The sequence below is a fragment of the Chlorogloeopsis fritschii PCC 6912 genome (assembly GCF_000317285.1).
GTDB lineage: Bacteria > Cyanobacteriota > Cyanobacteriia > Cyanobacteriales > Nostocaceae > Chlorogloeopsis > Chlorogloeopsis fritschii.
The window spans coordinates 506,841-525,467 of the sequence record NZ_AJLN01000116.1; the positions used below are offsets into that span (position 1 = coordinate 506,841).

Sequence of the window (18,627 nt, forward strand, 5' to 3'; positions counted from 1 at the left end):
CCCCAACCAAATTTTGTAGAATTTATTTTCTCATGTACTCGACTACGAACCCCAAAAATTTTAGGGAAATCTTAAAATACGTATTACAATACTTACATTTAGTAGTATAGCGAAAATCAAAAAATCCATTGTCTTGTTGGTGTAGAGATTACCGTTGCAATCTGTTCACAAATCCATAAAATCTTTCTTGAGCTAGTTTCGTTAGGATAGTGTAGCCTAAGCAATAGCTACTTTAATATTTAAACGCCAAGCGATATATGCGGCTGGTGCCTTAGTCTTACGTAAACCTTGAATCCATGACAGCAACCATTGACTTTCTTAGTCACCTCAACCCCAGTCAACGCCGCGCCGTTGAACATTTTTGCGGCCCTTTATTAGTTGTTGCTGGTGCAGGTTCCGGCAAAACACGAGCACTGACTTATCGCATTGCTAACCTGATTTTGGAACATCGTGTCGATCCCGAAAATATCCTAGCGGTTACCTTTACCAACAAAGCCGCACGGGAGATGAAAGAACGTATTCAAAAGTTATTTGCCGAACGGTTGGCGATCGCAGAATTTGGTGAGCGTTTTGAGTTATTGCCAGAATACGATCAAGTCCAACTCAAGTCGCGAGTTTGGCGCACTTATATTAAAGACTTGTGGTGCGGTACTTTCCACAGTTTATTTTCTCGCATACTCCGCTTTGATATTGAAAAATATCAAGACGAAAAAGGGCGCAGGTGGAATCGTAACTTTTCGATATTTGATGAATCAGACGCCCAGTCTCTTGTCAAAGAAATTGTTACTAAGCAACTAAACCTAGACGAAAAAAAATTTGAACCTCGTTCTGTACGCTACACAATTAGTAACGCCAAAAACCAAGGCTTATCGCCCCAAGAGTTTGCCAAAGAGCAACCAAACTATCGCGGACGGGTAATTTCAGAAGTTTATAGTTACTATCAAGATAGACTGGCAGAAAATAATGCCCTTGATTTTGATGATTTGATTCTCATGCCTGTGAGATTATTTCAGCAAAATGAGCAGGTATTGGGTTACTGGCATAGCAAGTTTCGCCATATTTTAGTAGATGAATATCAAGATACTAATCGCACCCAGTACGAATTGATTAGCCTGTTGGTAACACATGGTGAAACTAAAAGAAGTAATTGGGAATGGCGCGATCGCTCAGTTTTTGTTGTCGGTGATGCCGACCAATCAATATATTCTTTTAGAATGGCTGACTTTACCATCTTGCTTGACTTTCAGCAAGACTTCGGAGATGGTTTGCCAGATGAAGATACCCGGACGATGGTAAAATTAGAAGAAAACTATCGCTCCTGTGAAAATATTCTCCAAGCAGCTAACCAACTAATAGAAAATAATACCCAACGGATTGATAAAATTCTCAGAGCTACACGTGGTGCTGGCGAGCAAATTTTTTCTCACAAAGCAGATGACGAAATGGCAGAAGCCGAATTTGTCATCAACCAAATTCGCACTTTAGAACGGCAAAATCCAGAATTAGATTGGGGTAGTTTTGCCATTCTTTATCGCACCAATGCTCAATCTCGCCCGTTTGAAGATATTTTGGTACGCTTGGGAATTCCCTACACAGTTGTAGGAGGCTTGAAGTTTTATGATCGTAAAGAAATTAAAGATGTACTGGCTTATTTAAGAGCTATAGCTAACCCAGCCGATACAGTTAGTTTGTTGCGAGTCATCAATACTCCTCGTCGCGGTATTGGTAAAGCCACCATCGACAATCTAGTCGGCGCTGCTCAGGAATTAGGTACAACTTTGTGGGAAATATTAAGCGATGAGACATCAGTTAATACCTTAGCTGGGCGTTCTGCTAGATCTGTAAATAACTTTGCTCAGATGATTAGCCGCTGGCAAGAACAAGTAGAAACACTCCCAGTTTCCGAACTTCTACAAGGAGTACTAGAAGACTCTGGTTACGTGCAAGACTTACTCAACCAGGGAACGGATGAAGCCGAAGACAGGGTACAAAACGTCCAGGAATTGTTTAACGCGGTGCTGCAATTTCAAGAAGAAAACGAAGAAGTCACCCTGCAAGCCTTCCTTGCCAGTACCGCTCTCAGTTCAGATTTGGATAACTTAAAAGAAGGACAAACAGCCGTTTCATTAATGACTTTACACGCTTCTAAAGGGCTGGAATTTCCTGTGGTGTTTTTGGTGGGGTTAGAACAGGGACTATTTCCCAACTACCGTTCTATGAACGATCCCAACGCCTTAGAAGAAGAACGTCGCTTGTGTTACGTGGGTATTACTCGCGCTCAAGAAAGATTGTTTATTTCCCATGCTCGTGAACGCCGCTTGTATGGAAATCGAGAACCCGCCATGCGATCGCAATTTCTGGATGAGTTACCCGAAGAATTATTAGCTACTCATCATTTGGGTAGAATTCCCTATACAAAAGGAGTTGGTAGCAGTACCTCGCAGCGTACAACCGTTGGCAAGCAAAGCTTTGGAGAAAATTGGCAAGTAGGCGATCGGGTTCTTCACAAAAAATTTGGTGAAGGCGAAGTAACGCACATTTTTGGTTCAGGAAGGAAAATCTCTTTGGCAATTAAATTTGATAGTTTAGGGCAAAAAATTATCGATCCTATAGTTGCCCAGTTGCAAAGAGTTGAGTGATAAGCGATCGCAATCAAGCAGCGATTAACATGGAGAAAACAGGCTCAAACTTTTTTGACGATGAGGCGGTTTTTGCAACCTATATGCAACATCGTCAAAGTTCAGATCCACCCAACGAGACGCTTGAAAAGCCAGTACTGATGGATCTGATTGGACTCATTACTAATAAACGTATCCTTGATCTTGGTTGTGGGGATGCGGCAATTGGGTGCGAATTGCTCCAACAGGGCGCGACAAGCTATCTTGGCATCGAAGGCTCGCACAAAATGGCTGCTGTTGCCCGCCAAACACTTGCTGACACATCCGGACAAATCATTCAGCAGAGTATTGAGGATTGGATGTATCCACACGCAGCGTTTGACTTAGTTATCGCACGACTCTCCCTACATTATGTCGCCAACCTCGCGCCAATTTTTATCAAAGTCTTTGATGCACTCGCCCCATCGGGAAGGTTTATTTTTTCCGTCGAACATCCCGTGATTACGTCGTGCGATCGCGGTTGGAAATCTGGCACGCCTCGCCAAGATTGGATTGTAGATAACTATTTCACGACTGGATTGCGAGTCACGAATTGGCTTGGTGGAACAGTGCAAAAATATCACCGCACTGTCGAAGACTATTTTCATCTTCTCCAACAAGCTGGATTTATGATTGCAGATCTGCGTGAGGCACATCCGCAACGCGAACACTTTCACGACGTGCAAACTTATGAGCGGCGAAAGCGTATTCCGCTATTTTTGATTCTCACAGCACACAAGCCTGGATAGTGTCAGCGTGCGTTTTCCCTCTTTCCCAGGCTGGCAGCCCAAGAAAGAATTGATTGAGGCTTTGCCTCATGAAGAGGCAGAGCTTCTCAGTTTTGATCACCATACAGAGATGAGATTAAATTTTCAACTTCTCTCCTCGAATCGAATAATCCAATAACTCCATCGGATGTGCGATCGCTACTTCCTTACCTTGCAACTTTAAATGCTTGCTAATCTGCAACGTGCAACCCGGATTAGGTGAAGCAATCAAATCAGCACCAGTATTTAATAAATTCCGGACTTTTTGCCTGCCCAACTCTTCCGCTACTTCCGGTTGCAGCATATTATATACTCCCGCACTGCCACAACAGATCGCAGCATCTAAAGGTTCTTTCAATTTCACCCCTGGAATTTGCTGTAACAACTGCCGTGGCTGCACGCTAATCTTTTGTCCGTGCAATAGATGACACGCATCTTGATAAACCAAATTTAAATCTTTTTCACGCAATGGTGAAAGTTTTGCAGTTAGCCCAACTGTTGCTAAAAACTCTTGTGCATCTCGAACTTTAGCAGCAAATTCCTTCGCTTTTTCCCGATATTCTGGATCGTCTTCTAAAATGTGACCGTATTCTTTTAAAGTATGACCGCAACCAGCAGCATTGATAATCACAAAATCTACACCAGTATTCTCAAAACTATCAATCATCTGGCGAGCTAAAGCTTTAGCTTGTTCAGTTTGCCCTTGGTGTTCAGGAAGCGCCGCACAACAACCTTGAGATTTAGGAATTATCACCTCACAACCATTTGCAGTTAAAACCCTAACCGTTGCTTCATTCACAGATGAGAAAAATAAACGCTGCACGCATCCCAAAATTACTCCAACTCGATAGCGTTTTTCTCCTTTTGCAGGAATCACAGCCGCTAAATTACTCTGAAAAGACTTCAAAGTAATTTCCGGTAAAATCGATTCCATCGCCGCCAACCGAGGAGAAATTTTCTTGAGTAAACCAGTATCGCGAAATAATTTAGAAAAACCTAACTTCTGATAAACAAATAATGGCAACAATAATATTCTTAAAATATCTGGTCTAGGAAACAAAGAAAATATCACCTGCCGCAATAACTTATCAGAAAAACTGCGAGAATAATTACGTTCAACTTGGTGGCGAGTAGCAGAAATTAACTTATCGTATTGCACGCCAGAAGGACAAGTCGTCACACAAGCAAGACAACCCAAACAAGAATCAAAATGTTCAACACTTGCCGTATTCAGTGCAATTTCACCTTCATTAATCGCATCCATTAAATAGATACGTCCTCTGGGAGAATCCATCTCCTTGCCAATTACCCGATAACTAGGACAAGTCGAAAGACAAAACCCACAATGCACACAACTATCAATCAACTTTGGATCGGGCGGATGATTAGCATCAAACCCCTTCAAATTCTTCAAACTAGCTATATTCTGAACAGAATCATCCGAAACTTGCATATTTTCCCCTCTCCCCTCTTCTTACTCTGCGTTCCCTGCGCCTGGTGTGGTTTATTTTCTAAATCCCACCCACAAAACGACCAGAACTTAAAATATTTTTACTGTCAAACTGCGCTTTTAATCGCTTCATTATCTCCAAAGCATTGCCAGTGTAACCCCACACATCTAACCTTTGTTTAACCGTCACTGGCGCTTCCAAAACAGTCAGAAATCCCTTATTTGCCTCAAGGAGCGATCGCATCTGCAAAACTTGCTCAACCCCCACCTCACTTTCAAACCGCAACACCCCCAAACCGCTAGCGATATGAATTACACCCTTTTCCGCCTGAGTTAAAACTTTCAGTGCAGCCGTGGGTAATACTCCTATTTTGCAAGTTATTACCGACTCATTGCCATGAGAATGCATTGATTCTCGTAATCTTTGCCATAACTCAACCTCGTCTGTTGCCGAATAAACACTTCCTTGTAAACCCAACTGTTGCCCTACTTCTAAAAGTCGGTTTGACTGTTCCCTCACGCTTTCAGCTATACTTTGGAAGCGTGCAATTAATCCCAATTTTTTACCTAACCCCAAGCTAGATACTAGTTGATGAGAGAGTAAATCCGCCTGAGTCGGTGTCAGCGCCGAACCACGCAAAGTCGCAGCCGCTTGGGAGACATTCTCTGCCGTGCCAGTCAGTACTACAGTTCCGGATATTTGCGGTAATGGATAAACGCGAAAAGTGGCTTGAGTAATAACTCCTAAGGTGCCGTAAGAACCTGTAAACAACTTCATTAAGTCATAACCGGCAACATTTTTTACCACTCGCCCTCCAGCTTTAGCGATTTCTCCATCGGCACGTACAAAGCTGATACCCAACATTTGATCGCGAACACTGCCATAACGCTGCCTGAGAGAACCTGTATCAGCTGTCGCAACAATACCACCGATGGTTGCTGATTCTGGTGCTACTGGATCGAGAGCGAGAAATTGATTAGCTTTAGCCAAAATAGATTGAAGTTCAGAGAACTTCATTCCTGCTTCGACTGTAACCGTCAGATCGCCGACAGCATGATTGATTAACTGATTGAGACGCTCTGTACTAACAACAAAATCAACTTCCTTTATTAACCCTCCCCAACTGAGTTTACTGGCACTGCCACAAGCAACAACACGCCAATTATGATGGTGGGCTTGAGCGATCGCACGAGCAAGTTGTTCTGTAGATTGGGGATAAACGATACAAAAAGGTGGGTTTTCAGAAGATATTGCTTGTAAAAAAGGTTTTTGCCCAGTAGGTGTTAAATTTTCCCAAAGATAGACAGCATCTTCGCCCACAATAGATGCAAGTTCAGAAGCACACATATGCGGCGGCAGCTGTTTGCTAGACATTGCTTTCATTACATTATTATGTTTTACTCCTTACATATAATGTACTGGTGAACTTGACTGAAAAAGTGCGATCGCTCTAAAAGGAAAACCCTCTTCCCTACCCTAAGCGCCCTTGTCGTTACCCCACATCTTTTAATCTCTCGCTTCGTTGCCATCCCGCCAGAGAATCAATTCTCTGGCTAATAGCTAAAGTCTACTAGAAGTAGACTCTCTACATATTTCAGTCCTAGAAGTGGACTTAGGCTATTAGCCCAGTAGATGCCCAAACGCTACTGCAAACTAATTATGATTATTAACACCGAACGGGCGGGTTTTATTCCTAATCTCTCCAAATCACGAAATATCTCAATAAACCCGCCCCTACTAACCACTAATTTTACAGACGCGATTAATCGCGTCTGTACTATCCCCTATACATTAATCATTTGTTTATTTGTACTTGCTGCATAATACCCAATCGCTTCCTTACCTGTAATCAACCTAGCACCACGTTTGCGAGTGAAATAATTCCAACCCCACTGAATCATCACTACTAACTTGTTATCAAATTCAATTAAGAAGTAAATGTGAATCAATAACCAAACTAGCCACGCCACAAAACCTGTCAACTTCATAAAGCCCAAGTCAACCACGGCTGAGTTTTGTCCAATTACTGCTAAAGTACCTCGGTCAACATAATAAAATCTTGGTACTGTTTTACCTTGAAGCCGTTGTTTAACTAAAGAGGCAACATATTCTCCTTGTTGCATCGCTACTGGTGCAACACCGGGTAAAGGTTTACCATTTTGATGGGCAAAATGTGCTAAGTCCCCAATGACAAAAATATTCGGATAATCTTTAATACTTAAATCAGGTTCGACAATCACTCTTCCGGCGCGATCGCACTCCACATTTGTTCTTTGAGCTAATACTTTCCCCAAAGGTGAAGCTTTCACACCTGCCGCCCACAATACTGTCTTCGCGTGAATCTGCGTTACCTCATCATCTTGTTTGATGGTAACAATATCATCTTCAATATTTGTTACTAAAGTTTTTGTCTGTACTGTTACACCCAAATTTTGCAGGGATGCTTCTGCCTGTGCTGATAACTCCGCTGCAAAAGGAGGCAGAAGCCGATCTAAACCTTCCAAAAGTAAAACTTGTGCTTCTGTTGTATCAATATTACGGAAATCTTCTTTCATAGTGTGATACGCTAATTCTGCGATCGCACCTGCTAATTCCACACCAGTAGGGCCACCACCGACAACTACAAAAGTTAACCAAGCTCGACGTAATTGGGGATCAGTTTCCTTTTCTGCGGCTTCAAACGCCATAAAAATGCGGCGACGCATTTCTATTGCATCTTCAACAGTTTTCAAACCAGGAGCAAATGTTTCCCAATCGTCTTTCCCAAAATAGGAATGCTTGGCACCTGTAGCGATAATTAAAGTATCGTAGGGTATTGCTTCGCTACCCATCAAAACTTTTTGAGCTTGGGGATCGATGTCATAAACTTCTCCCAACAAGACTTTTGTATTCTTGCTTTTACTAAGTACAGAACGCAGTGGTGAAGAAATATCAGCAGGGGATAGTGTACCTGTCGCAACTTGGTACAAAAGTGGTTGAAATAAATGAAAGTTACGTTTATCTATAAGAGTTACATTTATATTATCGCTATTCAGTGCTTTCGCGGTATAAAGTCCACCAAAGCCACCGCCGACAATCACTACTTGATGGGGTGGTTGATTTTCAACTTCGTTTACCATAAGATTTGTTTCCTTGTGTTGAGAGGGCTTTCATCATTGTTAACAAATTTTTACCAAAATCGTCAGATGGTTCTGTTTACTCTCCACAAATGAAGTTTTGTAATAAGTAGTAAATAATACGAATTAAAAGTAAATTTAATTACAACCACAGATGGACACCGATAAACACCGATAAAATCTGTGTCCATCTGTGTTCATCCGTGGTCGATTTCTTGGAAAATAGAACGACTGCAAGTGGTTTATAAATAAAGCCCATATCAATGGGCTTCAGTGATTAATACATTGTCTTGTGCAACCTTTTCAGAATTAGTTTGCTTGCAACTGCGAGAAGAACTTTGCTTGAGCCTCTGCATCCATAGACTGCCAAGCTCGATTAACTGCACTCAAAATCGCCAGCAACGAGGCTGTGACAATATTGGGGTGAATGCCGACTCCATGTAACGAGCCTGGAATCAAATCACCTGCAATCTCAATACAGGCGATCGCATCGGCACTACTGCCAGAATTGCGCGATCGCTCTTCATAATGGTGAATTCGCACACCCAAACCGAGAGCATTAACAAAAGCATCAATCGGCCCATTACCTGTGCCATAAACTGCGATAATTTTTTCATGCAGTTGCAATTTTGCTGTGAGGTTGTAAACACCACTGGCGTATTCGGTTTCAGATAACTGGTGAGTAATGAACTTCAGTGGTGTAGAAATCTGTAAATACTCTTGCTCAAACAACTGCCAAAGATTCTGAGAAGACAATTCTTTACCAGTAGCATCCATTACCCTTTGTACAATCTGGCTCAACTCAATCTGCAAGCGTCGAGGCAACACCAAATCGTAGTCTCGTTCCAATAAGAAAGTAATTCCTCCTTTACCTGACTGACTGTTCACCCGCACCACAGATTCATAAGTACGCCCAACATCTGCGGGATCGAGTGGCAGGTATGGAACTTCCCAAATTGCATCTGGTTTTTGCACGGCAAAACCTTTTTTGATCGCATCCTGATGGGAACCCGAAAAAGCGGTGAATACTAAATCGCCGACGTAGGGATGGCGGGGATGAATAGGAAGTTGGGTACAATCTTCAATTATTCTGGCTACTTCGTTAATGTTAGAAAAATCTAAGCCGGGATGAATACCCTGGGTGTAAAGATTCAAAGCCAGCGTCACTAAATCCACATTACCAGTACGTTCGCCATTGCCAAACAAACAGCCCTCAACCCTGTCTGCTCCTGCCATTTGGGCGAGTTCTGCTGCTGCTACTCCACAACCGCGATCGTTATGCGTATGCACGCTGAGAACCACGCTATCTCGTCTTGCTAAATTGCGGTGCATCCACTCTACTTGATCGGCAAATATATTAGGTGTTGCTACCTCCACAGTAGCAGGCAGATTAATAATAGCTTTGTGTTGGGGCGTGGGTTGCCAAACATCCAAAACTGCATCGCAGATTTCTTTTGCAAAATCGAGTTCCGTCGCTGTAAACGTTTCTGGTGAATATTGAAATTGCCATTGCGTGTCTGGTTGCTCTGCTGCTAACTCAGTGAAAAGTTTCGCTGCCGAAACTGCCAGATTAATTGTTCCTTGCCGATCCAAACCAAAAACCGTGCGACGAAATACAGGAGAAGTTGCATTGTATAAATGCACGATCGCTCGTTTTGCTCCTCTTAAAGCTGCAAAAGTGCGGCGAATCAAATCTTCTCTTGCCTGTGTCAAAACTTGAATCGTGACATCATCAGGAATTAATTGCTGCTCAATCAAATGTCGAACAAAATCGAAGTCAGTTTGTGAAGCGGATGGAAAAGCGACTTCAATTTCTTTAAAGCCAACACTTACCAACAGATTGAACAAATTTAACTTGCGTTGGACATTCATTGGTTCAATCAACGCCTGATTGCCATCTCTTAAATCGGTACTCAACCAAATGGGTGGATGAGTAATTATTTGATTTGGCCAGGTGCGATCGCTTAAATTAATTGGTGCAAACGAGCGATATTTTGTAGCAGGATTCTTCAACACGATCGTCTATTCCTTTGTTGTTGATGTTTATAAGGCGTAGTGGCGAAAGGTGTTACAGGGATTGGGCTGCCAGGTTGCCAAATTATCCGAGCCTGACAACCCACAAAAAGTCGCAGTAACGCCTTAAGTATTAGATGTAGTTGCATAAGAACCTCCAAGTAAATGTTTCAATCACCTGCCAGGAATTTTAATTCCTGGCTCATATCTAAAGTCGGTTCAAACCGACTATTAACAAGGGAATTCTATTGAGAGAGCCTCTGGCTCTAGTTCTCGTTACCAGGTTGAACCTGGTAACGAGAGTAAACCGACTATCAACAAGCGATGAAGTCAGTTTTAACGGACTTGGGCTATTAGCCCGGAAATTAATTTCCGGGCGGTTTGAGTCGCTAATCAAATAGCCCAGATTTAGTTAAAAGCTATCCGCGCTATTGGGCAAAGCCAACCTACTTTCAGGATTTAGACGCCTATTTAACTCAGTAAAAACCTTATTTGGTGTATCTAAAATCTATTTGCGCCCAAGGCGCAGTAGCAGCCCTAGCCCTAATAAAAGGCTAGAAAGTAGTTGTAGAGATAGCTGCTTGGCGAACATAGTTTTTAGTTTGATAAACCAACACATAATGATATTAAACCCAGAGAATGCACAGGTCAAGCCAAACTTGAAAGAAATTTCAGGTTATGAGCCAATAATTGAACTATAAACTTCACTTCTTGGGTAAGTGTTGTCGAAGAGCGTGAATGATGCCCAATTGATATAGATTGGAACGATACGTTAATATAATAATGCTGATAAATTTTTCAAAAATAAATTATTAGCAGTTTGTTGAGTCAAATTTAATACTTTACTACAAAGTTACAAATATAATTTAAAAGCTCCTAAGCCGATCTTGAGTGATAGCTTTTGAATTAAGTATTTGGATTTTGAATAAAATATTCATGCGTTATGTCACCTCCCTTGCCTCTTGCTGGCTTAAATATTTTGGTAGTTGAAGATGATGATGATACTCGCTTTTTCGTCACTACCGTTTTAGAAGCAGATGGAGCTATTGTTACAGCAGTTCCATTCGCAGCCCCAGCACTAGAAGTTTTGCCTCAATTGCAACCCGATGTCCTAATTAGTGATATCGGTATGCCTGGTGAAGATGGCTACGCTTTAATCCGTAAAATCCGCGCCCTTCGACCCGAACTTGGTGGACGAGTTCCAGCTATTGCCTTAACAGCCTATGGTGATAGTGACAATTGTGTTCGTGCCTTGGAAGCTGGTTTCCAAACTCATGTCTCTAAACCAATTGCCCCAGATGAACTTGTTGAAATTGTTGCTAATGTAGTTGCTTCGTGTCATTGGTAATTATACAAAGCTGAATATTTATATCGCCTTCAAAGTTACTTCTGATCTGAATTCAAACGGCAAGCAAACATCATGTTTTAGAAATCCAACCACTGTCTTGGAAAGCTTTGAAGTTCCCTCCGGGACGCTGCGCGTAGCCGCCTTCGGCGTCTACAAACTTTCCGCAGATAAACACAGATGCACACGGATAAATTATCTGTGTTTATCTGTGTCCATCTGTGGTCGTTATTATCATAAAATTGGATTTTGCAATCAGTCTATTATTTGCCGTGACTCAAGGTGAGTTCAGACATAAGTTGTAATTAATACAGAAAAACTAGACGCACTTTAACCGGAGAACTTCCCCGATTTAAGTGCGTCTTGCGTTGTCCTCTTCTCAATTCTCTTAGTCTCTAGATGCCCTGATTAGGGAGCCAAAGCGTTACCGCGCAGCAGACTACCAATAGTCTTGGCTGTAATTTTTAACTGAGTGATAGGATTCGCTGGCACAACCGTCTTATACAGATAGCTATCAAAAGTTAGCCGCTGTACGTCAAGGTCTGCACACATTTCCACAAATGCCTCGCGGGTAGCGTCAGAACGATAAAATACAGTTTGTAAAAGGTCTAGTACCTTGTAGGTGAGTCCGTATTTTCTATCCCAGCGCTTCAAATAGAGCTTGAGTTCATTTTCTGTGGGAATGCGATCGCCACCGTTGGACACCTCTACAATTGTTTCAGCACACATCCGCCCAGATTTAGCAGCAAAGTAAATGCCTTCGCCAGAAGATTTGGTCACGTAGCCCGCAGCATCTCCTACCAAGGCAATGCGTCCAACAACACGGCGCGGACGGGGATGTTCGGGAATTGGGTGTGCTTCGACTTTGATAATTTGACCGCCAGCGAGTTTTTCTACTGCACGGGCACGAACTCCAGCTTGCAGTTGCTTGATGCTGGCTTTGTTCACGTGCATCGTACCAGTACCCACGGCTACGTGGTCGTATTTGGGGAAAACCCAAGCATAGAAGTCGGTAGAAACGTCGTCGCCAACGTACATTTCTGCCAAGTCGTTGTAATACGCCATTTTGTCTTGGGGTAGGCGAATCCGCTCTTGGAAAGCGATCGCATAATTGTAATCCCCAGCATCCATTTCTTTGGCAACACGGGAGTTCGCCCCATCTGCACCGATAATTAAATCAACCTTCAGAGTTTTGGCAATGCCTTGGGCACCACCTTCTGTATGGTCTACATAATGAATGGTGTAAGGGTCAGTATTGTTAGTAGGTATATCGAGTTTATGAACGGTGGCATTAATTAAATGTGCACCTAATTTTGCCGCTCGATTGCGCAGGTAACCATCCAGCACCTCACGGCGGCACATTCCTATATATTCTTCTTCTTTTTCTAAATTGATATCAACCTCACGATTGGAGGGTGAGATCATTTTCATCTTCCGCACCTGACGGTCAATGATATCCTTGGGCAGATCAAATTCACTTACCATGCACAGAGGAATGGCACCGCCACAGGGCTTGGCATTATCTAGCTTGCGCTCAAACAGGTAAGTTTCGATCCCAGCTTTTGCCAGTGTTTCTGCGGCAGATGAGCCAGCTGGGCCTGACCCAACAACAGCAACCCGTAGTGTCAAAGGTCTACTCCCAATCTTGACATTTAACGAAAGCATCGTATCACGGAGTTTTGGCTCATTTCTCGCTCTTTCTTGCAGATTGCAGAGAAATGCAATATTCCTTAATATTTCGCTACTAAACACTCACATTGGGAATTGGAAGTGGATAATTAATCACTAAAATTTTTACAACTCAATAGCAAACATCTATGGTATAAATAAAAGTACTCTAACCCCATCAAAAAACCGTAGATAAATCATAGAGGTTAATAGCAGTGGGCATAGTTGTTGAAAACGTATCTAAGCATTTTGGCAGTTTTAAAGCGGTTGATCGGGTGAGTCTGGAAATCAAAAGTGGCTCCCTCGTTGCTTTATTGGGGCCATCAGGTTCGGGGAAGTCAACCTTGTTGCGGCTAATTTCTGGTTTGGAAGTGCCAGATAGCGGCAGAATTATGCTCACAGGCAAAGATGCTACTCATCAAAGCGTGCAAGAAAGAAATATTGGCTTTGTATTTCAGCACTATGCCCTATTCAAGCATATGACGGTACGGCAAAATATTGCTTTTGGATTGGAAATTCGTAAGGTTGCGAAAGCGAAAGTAAAAAGGCGGGTAGAAGAACTATTAGAATTAGTGCAATTAGGAGGACTAGGCGATCGCTATCCTTCACAGCTTTCTGGTGGGCAACGGCAAAGAGTAGCCTTAGCAAGGGCACTAGCACCAGAACCCGAAGTACTATTGTTAGATGAACCATTTGGTGCTCTTGATGCTAAAGTCCGCAAAGACTTACGTGCTTGGTTGCGGCGCTTGCATGATGAAGTACACGTCACCACAGTTTTCGTCACCCACGATCAAGAAGAAGCAATGGAAGTATCCGACGAAATCGTGGTCATGAACAAAGGACGGGTAGAACAGGTAGGAACACCAGCAGACGTTTACGATCATCCTGCGACAGCTTTTGTCATGAGTTTTATCGGCCCTGTCAACGTGTTGCCAAGCAGCTCGCGGATCTTTCAGGGTAACGGGTTCGATTCAGCACATCCAGAAATGTTCCTGCGCCCTCAAGATGTCCTGATAGACACAACTCCAAACGGCACCACCGTAGCCGCAAGAGTGAGTCGATTGATACATTTAGGCTGGGAAATTCAGGCCGAGTTGACTTTAGATGATGGACAGGTAGTGACGGCGCATTTAACACGGGAACGCTTTGATGAGTTACAGTTAGAGCCTCAGCAGAAGGTATATGTAAAGCCGAAGGATGCAAGGTCTTTCCCGTTGTATTATTCAATTTAGCTAGCGCTAGACTATATTCATCCTCTCTTTTCAAGGTATTTATGTCCGTCGCTAAAGACCAAGCCACTGCACCGGATAACCAAGAGTGGGATGATATTGTATTCCCGCCAGGCGAACTTTATAGCGACGAACCTCCTTTGGAAAGCGATCTGCATCGTAAACAAATTGATTTATTAATTCGACTACTAGAATGGTTTTGGCGAAATCGTCAAGATTTCTACGTTTCTGGTAATCTCACTGTTTACTTTAGCCCCAACCAAATTAACTCGGAAGATTTTCGGGGGCCGGATTTTTTCGTTGTGCTAAATACAGAACGCAAACCACGTAAGAGTTGGGTAGTTTGGGAAGAAGGGGGAAAATATCCCAATGTGATAGTAGAATTACTTTCTCCTTCAACTGCTGAAATTGACCGAGAATTGAAAAAGCAAATTTACCAAGATATTTTTCGCACATTTGACTATTTTTGGTTTGATCCCGAAACTTTAGAATTTGCAGAATTTCACTTGGTAGATGGGAAATACGAACCGCTAGAACCTAATTTCCAAGGTAGGCTGTGGAGTCAGCAACTTGAGCTTTTTTTGGGTATTCATCAACAACAGTTGCGCTTTTGTACACCAGATAGCAAACTCGTCCCCACACCAGAGGAAACAGCAGCAGAAGCCGAGGCACTATTAGCTCGCTATCGAGAACGTTTTGGAGAACTGCCGGATATTTAGAAGCCAAACAAACCTAGAGTAGTGCCACTAGCTTGTTCTAATGAAAGATGCGATCGCCTCTCTATGCCAAAATAGCTATGTCAAAATTGAGGAAAAGATATTTTACCAACTGTTGAACAAGGCTTCGCCTGTATTAGAGTTTGCCAGATGTTATCGAACTACTATCGAAACATTCTATTATTCCGTTTTGATATGAAAACAGGGACTATTTATATTTTGGCAGAGGAGAGCCTAGAGATTCTCATATCTCGTGATGGTAACTGGAGGTTTTTGGATGAAACCAGACTTTAAAAAAATGTCTAGAAAAGAACTAATTGCATATGTGCTAGCACATCGCAATGATGATGAAGCTTTTGAGGTTTTGATTAGTCGTCGTAGCCCAGACTCGGAAGCTACTTGGTATAGCTTTCCCTACACTGAAGAAGGACAGCGACAAATGGAAGAAGTTTTTCGACGTAAAATCAATGGAGAACTTTCCTAAATAATCCGTAGACAACAAGATCCCCGACTTCTACCCTCCGGGAAGCCACCCTACAGGTGTCTACAAGAAGTCGGGGATCTGAGTCGTTAATGTTCTCAAATCAAACAGGATTGCTATAGCTTAAATTCCTAATGCTAAAATTGCTTACAGTTGAGATACAAGAGCAGAGAAATGACTGTAAAAGAAAAGATACTAACGGAAATTAATAGTTAATAGTTAATAGTTAATAGCAATAAATAATTACCTACTCAGTGTTTTTTCCAGGAATTATTTAGAATTGCTATCATCGTGTTGCTCAGAACAAAAGTTTATCCAATTGCTCTGAGCGATTTCACTTTTAACCTCATGTGCCTCTACAACACACCTTTAGAACTGGGTATCGTTCCGGCGCGGCGGGGATCGATTTCTACAGCCATCCGTGTAGCCCTGGCAAAGGCTTTAAAAGTTGCTTCAATAATGTGATGAGAATTAATGCCATCTAACTGGCGAATGTGCAGCGTCATTTGGCTATTATTCACAATTGCCACGAAAAATTCCCGCACCAACTGGGTGTCATAGGTTCCCACCCGCTGAGTGGGAATTTCTAAACCATAGCTGAGATGGGGACGTCCGGAAAAGTCTAGCGCCACTTGAATTAATGCTTCGTCCAAAGGTGCGAGAAAATGACCAAAACGGACTATGCCCTTGCGATCGCCTAATGCTTTGCTAATAGCTTGCCCTAAAGTGATGCCCACATCTTCGTTAGTATGGTGGTCATCAATGTGTAGATCGCCCGTAGCTTGGATATCCAAGTCAATTAAACCGTGGGAGGCAATTTGGTGCAACATATGATCCAAAAATGGAACACCGGTAGCAGCATTACAAACTCCAGTGCCATCTAGATTGATCGTGACTTGCACATCCGTTTCCCCCGTAGTGCGGCGTAAAGAGGCAATACGCGGAGATTGTATATTTGAGAGAATTTGGCGATCGCTGATTTGCATAGATATTTAGGGATTGGGGATCGGGGATTGGGGATCGGGGATTGGGTATCGGGTAATTAAATTTTGGATTTTGGATTGTTATTTAATCTAAAATTCCTAGTTCCTAGTCTCTAGTCCCTAGTCCCTAGTTCCTAGTCCCCAGTCCCTATTACATTCCCATAATTTCATATCCTGCATCCACATACAGGACTTGTCCGGTAATTCCGCTAGCTAAGTCACTACATAAGAAAGCTGCTGTATTACCCACTTCTATTTGAGTGACGGTGCGTCGCAATGGAGCCACCTTTTCTACATGATGAATCATATCTAAAATACCGCCAACCGCACTAGAAGCCAAAGTGCGAATCGGCCCGGCAGAAATAGCATTAACCCGAATTTGAGAAGGGCCTAATTCCGCAGCCAGATAACGCACGCTAGCCTCTAAACCAGCTTTTGCAACTCCCATCACGTTATAGTTGGGAATCGCCCTAATAGCACCCAAATACGAAAGGGTAACAACACTTCCTCCCTGCGTCATTAAAGGTTTAGCTGCACCAGCCAGTTGGATCAAAGAATAAGTACTAACATCTAAAGCTGTTTGAAAGCCTGTACGAGAAGTTTGGCTAAAGTCTCCACTTAAATCGTCTTTGTTAGCAAACGCCAGGCAATGAATCAAAATATCTAAGTTGCCCCACTTTTGGTGAATCGTCTCAAAAGTAGACTTGACCTGCTCTTCATTTTGGACATTACAGGGTAGAAAGAGACTAGGATTTAAAGGTTCTACTAGTTCTGCTACTTTCTTCTCCATTTTGCCCTTCTCATCCGGCAAATAGGTAATGCCGATGTTGGCTCCTGCTTTATGTAGTTGTTGAGCGATACCCCAGGCGATCGAGCGATTATTGGCAATGCCTGTAACTAAGGCCTTCTTTCCAGTCAGATCCAGCATAGGAAATTATTATTGCAATGTTTCATTAGGAGCATACAAGAATCTGAGCCTGCTTGGTATTTGTTATAGACAAGATTTGCTTTCTTTGTTACTCTCACCACTTCTAGAAAACCGGATTCTAAGAGATTAATAGCCTTGCTGGTTGTACCAAGCATCGTCTAGATACTCCGGAAAATCCCTCGTGCTTACTTTTTCTGCTCAGATTCCAGCTAGTGTTTAATACCACAAAAACACAGCTTCATCCTTAAGAGATTTTCAATGTATATTATTTTTTTATTAAAAAAACCTACTTTTTACAATTAGAGTAAATGCTGTTCAAAAAGTACTAGCTGCTAATAGTATAAATTTTGTATGATTTGAACAATATTTATGAGATAAAAAGGATAAGTATAGGAAAGAACAAAAAGGTTAACAATGTTTTCTTGATTTTTCGGGTGTATTCTTAGGAAATCCATCTTAGTTTTTTTCCGGCGTTGGGATAGGGGAAGGTAGATGATCGTGACACAAGATAAAGCCCTAGCAAATGTTTTTCGTCAGATGGCGACTGGAGCGTTTCCACCAGTTGTGGAAACGTTTGAGCGCAATAAAACGATCTTTTTCCCCGGCGATCCTGCTGAACGAGTTTATTTTCTTTTAAAAGGCGCAGTGAAACTCTCCAGGGTGTACGAGGCAGGAGAAGAAATCACCGTTGCGCTGCTGCGGGAAAATAGTGTTTTTGGAGTTTTGTCCCTACTGACTGGAAACAAATCCGATCGCTTTTATCATGCAGTTGCTTTTACACCTGCGGAATTGCTCTCAGCACCAATTGAACAGGTGGAACAAGCACTAAAGGAAAATCCTGAATTGTCGATGTTAATGCTGCGAGGACTTTCATCGCGCATTCTGCAGACAGAAATGATGATTGAAACACTTGCTCACCGAGATATGGGTTCAAGATTGATCAGTTTTTTATTAATTCTTTGTCGTGATTTTGGTATTCCTTGTGCCGATGGAATCACGATTGATTTGAAGCTATCTCATCAGGCGATCGCTGAAGCAATTGGCTCTACCCGCGTTACCGTCACCAGATTGCTGGGTGATTTGCGCGAAAAGAAAATGATTTCCATACACAAGAAAAAAATTACTGTCCACAAGCCTGTTACCTTAAGTCGGCAATTCACCTAAAAGCGCTTGGAGACTGGAGTGAGCAGGTTAATGGATCGAGTAATGTCAGCTATTGCTCATCTCCAATCTTCCACAGACAATGGCTGGAAGTAGTAGGCTGTATCTGGAG

General features: G+C 42.5%; 15 protein-coding genes. 8 read left to right on the plus strand and 7 right to left on the minus strand.

Annotated elements, in window-relative coordinates; all coding sequences use genetic code 11:
• Positions 1 to 296 precede the first annotated feature (296 nt).
• The gene (pcrA, locus tag UYC_RS0126160; protein ID WP_016874333.1) at positions 297 to 2,639 is read left to right on the plus strand and encodes a DNA helicase PcrA; all 2,343 of its coding nucleotides are present in this window, start codon (positions 297 to 299) and stop codon (positions 2,637 to 2,639) included.
• On the plus strand, positions 2,636 to 3,406 hold the full coding sequence (locus UYC_RS0126165; RefSeq protein ID WP_016874332.1) for a class I SAM-dependent DNA methyltransferase: 771 nt from the start codon (positions 2,636 to 2,638) through the stop codon (positions 3,404 to 3,406). Before pcrA ends, UYC_RS0126165 begins: the two co-directional genes overlap by 4 nt.
• A 115-nt stretch (positions 3,407 to 3,521) precedes the next feature.
• Here UYC_RS0126165 and UYC_RS0126170 read toward each other — a convergent pair whose 3' ends face one another.
• The 4 genes from UYC_RS0126170 to leuA all read right to left on the minus strand — a co-directional run bounded on the left by UYC_RS0126170 (position 3,522) and on the right by leuA (position 10,007).
• On the minus strand, positions 3,522 to 4,877 hold the full coding sequence (locus UYC_RS0126170; RefSeq protein ID WP_016874331.1) for a (Fe-S)-binding protein: 1,356 nt from the start codon (positions 4,875 to 4,877) through the stop codon (positions 3,522 to 3,524).
• Between the two features lie 58 nt (positions 4,878 to 4,935).
• Positions 4,936 to 6,249, minus strand: a complete 1,314-nt coding sequence (locus UYC_RS0126175; RefSeq protein ID WP_026087440.1) for an FAD-binding oxidoreductase — start codon at positions 6,247 to 6,249, stop codon at positions 4,936 to 4,938.
• Between the two features lie 410 nt (positions 6,250 to 6,659).
• Positions 6,660 to 7,994 carry an NAD(P)/FAD-dependent oxidoreductase gene (locus tag UYC_RS0126180; protein WP_016874329.1) on the minus strand — a complete coding sequence of 445 codons (1,335 nt, stop codon included), beginning with the start codon at positions 7,992 to 7,994 and terminating at the stop codon, positions 6,660 to 6,662.
• 306 nt (positions 7,995 to 8,300) lie between these two features.
• Positions 8,301 to 10,007 carry a 2-isopropylmalate synthase gene (leuA, locus tag UYC_RS0126185; RefSeq protein ID WP_016874328.1) on the minus strand — a complete coding sequence of 569 codons (1,707 nt, stop codon included), beginning with the start codon at positions 10,005 to 10,007 and terminating at the stop codon, positions 8,301 to 8,303.
• Positions 10,008 to 10,947: 940 nt separating this feature from the next.
• Here leuA and UYC_RS0126190 point away from each other — a divergent pair.
• Complete coding sequence (locus UYC_RS0126190) at positions 10,948 to 11,352, plus strand: response regulator (RefSeq protein ID WP_016874327.1); 405 nt, start codon at positions 10,948 to 10,950, stop codon at positions 11,350 to 11,352.
• Positions 11,353 to 11,757: 405 nt separating this feature from the next.
• Here UYC_RS0126190 and chlP read toward each other — a convergent pair whose 3' ends face one another.
• Positions 11,758 to 13,014 (minus strand): geranylgeranyl reductase, encoded by a 1,257-nt coding sequence (gene chlP, locus UYC_RS0126195; RefSeq protein WP_016874326.1) that lies wholly within the window; start codon positions 13,012 to 13,014, stop codon positions 11,758 to 11,760.
• Between the two features lie 218 nt (positions 13,015 to 13,232).
• On the opposite strand from chlP, the gene UYC_RS0126200 reads away from it, so the two are divergent.
• From UYC_RS0126200 to UYC_RS0126210, 4 genes are all read left to right on the plus strand, one after another.
• Complete coding sequence (locus UYC_RS0126200; protein ID WP_016874325.1) at positions 13,233 to 14,249, plus strand: sulfate/molybdate ABC transporter ATP-binding protein; 1,017 nt, start codon at positions 13,233 to 13,235, stop codon at positions 14,247 to 14,249.
• 41 nt (positions 14,250 to 14,290) lie between these two features.
• On the plus strand, positions 14,291 to 14,965 hold the full coding sequence (locus tag UYC_RS0126205; RefSeq protein ID WP_016874324.1) for a Uma2 family endonuclease: 675 nt from the start codon (positions 14,291 to 14,293) through the stop codon (positions 14,963 to 14,965).
• A gap of 99 nt (positions 14,966 to 15,064) precedes the next feature.
• The gene (locus UYC_RS40425; protein WP_071588436.1) at positions 15,065 to 15,256 is read left to right on the plus strand and encodes a DUF6888 family protein; all 192 of its coding nucleotides are present in this window, start codon (positions 15,065 to 15,067) and stop codon (positions 15,254 to 15,256) included.
• Positions 15,257 to 15,260: 4 nt separating this feature from the next.
• The gene (locus UYC_RS0126210) at positions 15,261 to 15,446 is read left to right on the plus strand and encodes a DUF6887 family protein (protein WP_235082932.1); all 186 of its coding nucleotides are present in this window, start codon (positions 15,261 to 15,263) and stop codon (positions 15,444 to 15,446) included.
• Positions 15,447 to 15,799: 353 nt separating this feature from the next.
• Here the strand turns inward: UYC_RS0126210 and hisB are convergent, their stop codons facing one another.
• Both hisB and fabI read right to left on the minus strand, forming a co-directional pair.
• Complete coding sequence (gene hisB / locus UYC_RS0126215) at positions 15,800 to 16,429, minus strand: imidazoleglycerol-phosphate dehydratase HisB (RefSeq protein WP_016874322.1); 630 nt, start codon at positions 16,427 to 16,429, stop codon at positions 15,800 to 15,802.
• A gap of 148 nt (positions 16,430 to 16,577) precedes the next feature.
• Positions 16,578 to 17,354, minus strand: a complete 777-nt coding sequence (gene fabI / locus UYC_RS0126220; protein WP_016874321.1) for an enoyl-ACP reductase FabI — start codon at positions 17,352 to 17,354, stop codon at positions 16,578 to 16,580.
• A gap of 492 nt (positions 17,355 to 17,846) precedes the next feature.
• Here fabI and ntcA point away from each other — a divergent pair, with 492 nt between their 5' ends.
• Positions 17,847 to 18,518: a global nitrogen regulator NtcA gene (gene ntcA / locus UYC_RS0126225; RefSeq protein ID WP_016874320.1), complete on the plus strand. Its 672-nt coding sequence runs from the start codon at positions 17,847 to 17,849 to the stop codon at positions 18,516 to 18,518.
• Positions 18,519 to 18,627: the final 109 nt, after the last annotated feature.